The 6323-nt window shown below is 64.7% G+C and carries 6 protein-coding genes and 1 pseudogene (1 of these 7 cut by a window edge); all 7 read left to right on the top strand.

What is annotated here, in order from left to right:
- On the top strand, window positions 1-191 hold the final stretch of the coding sequence (locus EI73_RS13895; protein ID WP_081909095.1) for a multicopper oxidase family protein. Its footprint begins 1183 nt before the window's first position; 191 of the gene's 1374 nt are visible here — the last part of the coding sequence; the start codon falls outside the window, past its left edge; its stop codon occupies window positions 189-191.
- A 140-nt stretch (window positions 192-331) separates the two neighbouring features.
- Window positions 332-1279 (top strand): S9 family peptidase, encoded by a 948-nt coding sequence (locus tag EI73_RS13890; RefSeq protein WP_231557364.1) that lies wholly within the window; start codon window positions 332-334, stop codon window positions 1277-1279.
- 41 nt (window positions 1280-1320) lie between these two features.
- The gene (locus tag EI73_RS16765; protein WP_231557363.1) at window positions 1321-1467 is read left to right on the top strand and encodes a LysM peptidoglycan-binding domain-containing protein; all 147 of its coding nucleotides are present in this window, start codon (window positions 1321-1323) and stop codon (window positions 1465-1467) included.
- A 33-nt stretch (window positions 1468-1500) separates the two neighbouring features.
- Window positions 1501-2423: pseudogene (locus EI73_RS13885) on the top strand (M23 family metallopeptidase).
- 440 nt (window positions 2424-2863) lie between these two features.
- Window positions 2864-4453 carry an ABC transporter substrate-binding protein gene (locus EI73_RS13880; protein ID WP_081909094.1) on the top strand — a complete coding sequence of 530 codons (1590 nt, stop codon included), beginning with the start codon at window positions 2864-2866 and terminating at the stop codon, window positions 4451-4453.
- 9 nt (window positions 4454-4462) lie between these two features.
- Window positions 4463-5428 carry an ABC transporter permease gene (locus EI73_RS13875; RefSeq protein ID WP_034388639.1) on the top strand — a complete coding sequence of 322 codons (966 nt, stop codon included), beginning with the start codon at window positions 4463-4465 and terminating at the stop codon, window positions 5426-5428.
- Window positions 5421-6320: an ABC transporter permease gene (locus EI73_RS13870; RefSeq protein ID WP_197050789.1), complete on the top strand. Its 900-nt coding sequence runs from the start codon at window positions 5421-5423 to the stop codon at window positions 6318-6320. Before EI73_RS13875 ends, EI73_RS13870 begins: the two co-directional genes overlap by 8 nt.
- Window positions 6321-6323 lie beyond the last annotated feature (3 nt).

Raw genomic sequence — 6323 nt, 5'->3', positions numbered from 1 at the left:
CCCTCAAGGAAAGCGCGCGGTTCCTGGCCGACACGGTGAATGTCGGTCCAGGGCAGCGGTACGACGTGCTCTGGAAGGCGCGCGAGAAGGGTACCTGGCTGGTTCACTGCCACATCCCGCACCACATCACGAACGACAACGTGGAGGTCGAGGGCGGCGGCGGGCTGACGATGCTGATCCAGGTGACCTGAACGGCAGCCGAACGACGGTGGCACTGTCCCGGTCATGAAAACGCTCCTGCCGGTACACCGTCGAGTTCGGGCCCCATCCCGAGACGGGTGGCCCGCGCATCTTCCCCTTGAAAGGTTCCACGATGGCTCACCTGTTGCGAATGGCTCTGATCCTTGCGAGCGTCAGCGGCGTTGCCACCACCCAGGCCCAACCCGCCCCGACCGGCGATGCAGCCCTCTCGATTGAACGCATGCGGGCCCGCTCGTACCCGGGCAGTGCCCTCACCACCCGTCAGAGGCTCACGCCCGGCGCGAACTACCAGCGTCGCATCGTGTCCTACCAGTCCGACGGGCTGCGCATCAATGCGCTGCTCACCGTGCCCAACGGCACACCGCCGAAAGGGGGCTGGCCCGCCATCGTGTTCAACCACGGCTACATCCCCCCACGGCAGTACCAGACCACCGAACGGTACGTCGCGTACGTGGACGCCTTCGCCCAAGCCGGGTTTGTCGTCCTGAAGCCCGACTACCGGGGTCACGGCAGCTCCGAGGGGGAGCCCGCGGCGGCGGCCTACTGGTCTCCGGAGTACACCACGGACGTCCTGAACGCCTTCTCGTCCTTGCAGAAGCTGGGGAGCGTCAATCCGGCGCGAATCGGCATGTGGGGCCACTCGATGGGCGGGCACATCACCCTACGCGCCATGATCATCAACCCCCAGATCAAGGCCGGGAACATCTGGGCGGGGGTCGTGGGGCCGTACGACCTAATCTTTAGTGACCTGCCCCGCTGGGGGAGCGGGGCCGCAGACAATGACCCGCGCGCGCATATGCTCGCAAAGTACGGCCCGCCAGACCGCAACTTGGCCCTGTACCGAGCGATCTCCCCGAACGCCTTTCTGCCGGACCTGAAGGGGCGTCCCCTCCAGCTTCACCACGGCACGGGGGATACACACGTGCCCATCTCCTTCTCGCAGGCGCTTGCAAGTGGACTGAAGGCCGCCAAACAGCCCTACACCCTCTTCACGTACCCGGGAGACGACCACAACCTCACCCGGAACCTGAGCGTGGCGCTCAAACGGTCGGTGGAGTTCTTCAAGAAGAGCCTTTAGGGCGGCCAGGCGCCTGAGGCCCCCCGCAGCCAGGAGCCAGCGTGAAACACGCCGTCAGTCCTCAGCCTCGGCCTTCAGCGCGCAACGCTGCTCTCCTGCGCCGCAGCTTCCTCGTGGCCGCCCTGCGGGCAGGTGCTGCGGGGGCTTACACCGTCAAACCGGGCGAGACGCTGTACCGTCTCGCGTAGGCCCATGGAACGACCGTCACTGAGCTTAGCCGGCTGAACAGCCTGACCGGCACGACCCTTGAAGTCGGGCAGTCCCTTCGGCTGCCGGGTGAGGGCGCGCCCATGGGGAGCGCTTCCGCGCCAGCCACTCCGCCCGGCGTGCCTTCCCGGATCAGTGGGATAGCGGTCAGCGCACCTGTGACGCTGCGGATGGGGGACACCTTCGTCCTGCGCCTGAGTGGCCCCAGGGCCGGACAGGCGACCGTGCGATTTCCCGGCGAGGTGGGCGAGGACGTCCGCCTGCCCGGTGAGCGCCTCACCCCCATTGCCAAGGGAAGTGAGTTCCTGGTGCTGGGGCGTGTCGTCCTCGGGAAAAGCACGCCCCTCGAGTATGAAATCCAGGTGGGTGAGGAAGTGGTGCGCGGCCGGATTCCCATCACTGGGCTGGCGCAGCCTCTTCAACGGCTGAACCTGCTGCTCAGCGTCTTGAGCAAGCTCGAAGACCCGCCCCGAAAGGCGGAGGACGCCGCCGTCGAGCAGGCGTCCGCCCGGCGGACCACCCAGGCGTGATCGCGGCCCTTTCAACTGGCGGCGAAAGTGCGGGCGCAAAGCAGCGCGTTCGGGCAGTCACGAACGTACGTGGCGAATGGGCCGGTCGGGTAACACTACGGCACGAATTACCTGGCACCCGCAGGAACGCCGGTGACGGCCGTGAATGACGGAACGGTCGTCATGGCGGGCATGTACCCGGTGCGCGGGGCCTGGTCGTGATTGATCATGGGGCGGGACTGACCAGCATGTACTTCCATCAGCGTGCGGTGACGGTCAAAGTCGGGCAGCAGGTCACGCGCGGGCAGAAGGTCGGGGAGGTCGGCAGCACTGGACTCAGCCCCGGGGCGCACCTGCACCTCGAGATACGGGTGCGTGGTGAGGGCACGGACCCGGCCGGGTGGATGAATCGACTCTGGCCGAAATAGACAGCGAGTCCAGGGCAGGCCACCCTCTCTGAACCACCTGTGGTGATGCCGTGTTGACCACAACTTTGCCCGGGATGGCGGCCGTCAGCATCGTCTGTTGGCCGGCGTGCTGGGAGCTGATGCAATTCCCCCTCCCCACGTAGGGGGTTAGGGCAACGGATGGAACGTCGTTTATCGCGCTCAGGCGAGGGGGGTCCGGCCTGTACCGGGATCTCGAACCTGCCCGTTGCAGGTGATCGACCGGAGTTTGTCGGCCTGCACTGTGTTTTTTGAATTGGGTCATCACTTGCATTTTCCGCGCCTTAGGATTAAGGTGATACCCACCCAGGGGGATTGAATTTGAGGTCTGACACGCTCAGCGCGTGTCCGGGGCAGTTCGTGTCACACCATTCGTCGTGTTCGCATGACCATCGGTGGGAAACCGATGTGGGAGGTCACATATGAGACGGAGCCCAGTTGCCCGCTTTCTCACTGCTGCATTGGCAGTTGCCCTCGCGACCACCGCGCATGCCGGACACACCGGGAAGCGCATCGTGCTGGCGATCCCCCAGGACGAAGGTGAACTCTCGCCGTTCACGTACGTCACCGGCTACCCTGGATACAACCTGATGAGCCTCGTGTATGACACGTTGTTCGTCAACGATCTCAACGACGTGCCCCGGCCCTGGTTGGTCGAGTCGTACTCGGTGAAGGACGGTAAGGTCTGGACACTGAAGCTGAAAGACGGCGTCAAGTGGCACGACGGTAAACCGCTGACCAGCGGGGACGTGAAGTTCAGCTTCGAGTACTACAAAAAATATCCGGTTGTGGGCCGCTTCGCTTCCGCCGTGCGCCCCATCTCCAGCATCCGCACCCCGGACGCGCGCACGGTGATCATCACCCTCGAGCAACCGGGGGCCAATTTCCTCCTCCAGCCCCTTGCGGACGCGCCTATCCTGCCGAGGCACATCTGGGAGAGCGTCACGGCTCCGAAGACGTTCAAGAACGTCGTTGGCTCCGGACCCTACAAACTGGTCGATCATAAGACCGACCAGTCCTACCGCCTGACGGAAAACGCGGAGTATTTCGCCGCCCAGCCAGGTGCCGATGAGGTTGTGCTGGCAGTCATCCCTGACCCGACCTCCATGTTCCAAGCACTCCAGGCCGGGCAGATCAACGCCGTAGCGCGGGAGGTTCCGCCGGAACTCATTCAACGGTTCGCAGGAAACGCCCGCCTGAAGACCCTGCGGGGCCCCAGCTATACCAGCACGCTCTTGCAGTTCAACACCACCACCGCACCGTTTAACAGCGTGGGATTCCGGCGCGTGGTCGCGGGCCTGGTGAACAACAAGGCACTGGTCGAAACGGTCCTCCTGGGCTACGGGACGCCCGGTGCCGCAGGCTTTGTGCACCCTGACAGTCCCTTTTACAGCAAAGCCGCCCCCACCTACCCGAAAATGACGGTGGCACAGGCGAACAGAACCCTGGAAACACTCGGCTTCAAGCTCAACCGCGACGGGGTCCGGACCGGCAAAGATGGCAAGCCACTGGACCTGACCTTTCTGGTCGCCTCCAACAACCCGCAGCGCATCCGCGCGGCGGAGATCATCGCGTCGCAGCTGCGCCCAGCGGGCATCCGGTTCACCATCAAATCCCTGGATCCCACCACGGTTCAGCAGGCCCTGTGGCCTGATTTCGACGTGGCGAAAGGCCGCAATTTTGATGTGGCCATGTGGGGATGGTCTGCGCCCGTCCAGTCGCAGCTCAACCTTGCAGGGCTGTTTCACTCGAACCCCGTGATCGGCACTTTGAACGTCGGTGGGTACCGCAACAAGACCGTGGACACGTTGACCACGCGCATGCTGACGACAGTGGATGCCGGAGCCCGCGAGACGCTGGCCGCACGCGTTCAGGAGATTGTCGCCAAGGACCTGCCGTTCCTGACGTTGTGGTACCCCGACACGGTGTACGCGTTCGACGCGAACGCCTACGACGGCTGGAAGTTTCAGAAGGGTCAGGGCATCATCAACAAACGTTCGTTCTTAAAATAAGGGGACGTCATGCTGGAGCGGGCTGGACAGTACGTTCTCGTGTTGATCGCCGCAATCTCCCTCAACTTCTTCCTGCCGCGCGCTATGCCCGGCTCCCCCTTGCAGTTCCTGGCGGGCGAGGACGTGGCCCTGCTGCCCGCCGAGGACCGCCAAGCGTTGCTCGCCCGCACGGGCCTCGATCAGCCGCTCACTGTGCAGTACGGGAAGTATGTGGCGTCGCTCGCGCGCGGCGACCTGGGCTACTCGTATCAGGCGAACAAACCGGTGCTGACCATGTTGCTCGAACGCCTGCCGTGGACCCTGCTGCTCACTGGCTCGGCGCTGCTGCTCTCGACCGTCTTCGGCGTGATCGTGGGGGCACTGGCGGCCTGGCACCGTAATGGTTGGCTGGATCACGTCACGCTCACGTCTTCCATCCTGCTGGACTCCCTGCCTTCCTTCTGGCTGGGTATGATGCTGGTCGCCCTCTTCGCCGTGCAGTGGCCCCTGTTTCCCGTCTTCGGGGCGCAGACGCCTTGGTCCAACCTGACCGGTTGGGCCAACGCCGTGGACATCGCCAAGCACTTGGTGTTGCCCGTCGTGACCCTCACCCTGGTGAGCCTGTCCGGAACGTTCCTGGTGATGCGGTACGCGATGCTGTCGGTGCTGGGCGAGGATTACATCCGCACCGCCCGCGCCAAAGGCGTCAGCGAACGTCAGGTGCTGTACAAGCACGCGCTCCGAAACGCATCCATGCCCGTCTTCACCGTGTTCATGCTGAATCTCGGGACCCTGGTGGGTGGGGCCGTCGTGATTGAAACAGTCTTCGCCTTCCCTGGCCTCGGAAGGATGCTCTTCGAGGCGGCCAGCAACCGCGATTATCCGCTGCTCCAGGGGGCCTTCCTGATGGTCACCCTCTCCATTCTTGCGGGGAACATCCTCGCCGACGTGGTCTACCCGCTGCTGGATCCCCGTGTCCGGGTGCAACGTGGCTAGTTCTTCGGCACCTGCCCTGACCTCGCGCGCCAAGCCACCTCCAGCGGGCGGCCTGAAATCCGCAGTGGCGCTGCTGCTCTCCACCTGGATGGGCCGAACCGGGATGGCGCTGCTGCTGCTGCTGTTCCTGGCTGGTGCGGGTCCCTGGATCGCCCCCTACGACGCGGCGGCGCAGACCGGCGCGCCGTTCTCCGTGCCCAGCGCCGCACATTGGCTGGGCACGAACGACATTGGGCAGGACATCCTGTCGGAGTTGATCGTCGGCACGCGCGTGTCGCTCACTATCGGCTTTACCGCCGCGGCGCTCGCAATCCTAATCGGCACCCTCGTGGGGGTCATCGCGGGCTTTCTGGGTGGCCGGACGGACGCCGCGCTCATGCGCCTGGTCGACGTCGTGCTGGTGCTGCCGTTCATTCCGTTGATGATCGTCCTCGCGGCCTTTTTCGGCGCGAGTTCCGGAAACCTGATCATCGCCATTTCCCTGCTGATCTGGGCGCGGCCCGCGCGCGTCATCCGCTCCAGCGCACTGGGGATCCGGAGCTTGGCTTACGTCGAGGGGGCGCAGGCCCTCGGTGCCTCGAACCTGCACATCCTCTGGAAACACGTGCTGCCGGGCGTCTTGCCCATCGCGGTCTCGCAGTTCATCCTGGCCGCGTCCAGCAGCATCCTGATCGAAGCCTCCCTGGCCTTCCTGGGCTTGGGCGATCCGGTCCGCAAAAGCTGGGGCACCGTGCTGTACTACGCGCAGATCCGCGGAGCGTTTCTCAATGGTTCGTGGCCCTGGTGGGTCGTGCCGCCCGGCGTACTGATCTCCATGGCGGTGCTGGGCTTCGCCCTGACTGGCCGCGCCATCGAGACGGCGTTGTTTCCCCGCCTCCAGCAGCGCTCGTAAAGG

Source organism: Deinococcus sp. YIM 77859, from assembly GCF_000745175.1.
Lineage (GTDB): Bacteria > Deinococcota > Deinococci > Deinococcales > Deinococcaceae > Deinococcus.
Note: the sequence above shows the minus strand (reverse complement) of the source record. Positions and strands in the feature narration are given on the sequence as shown.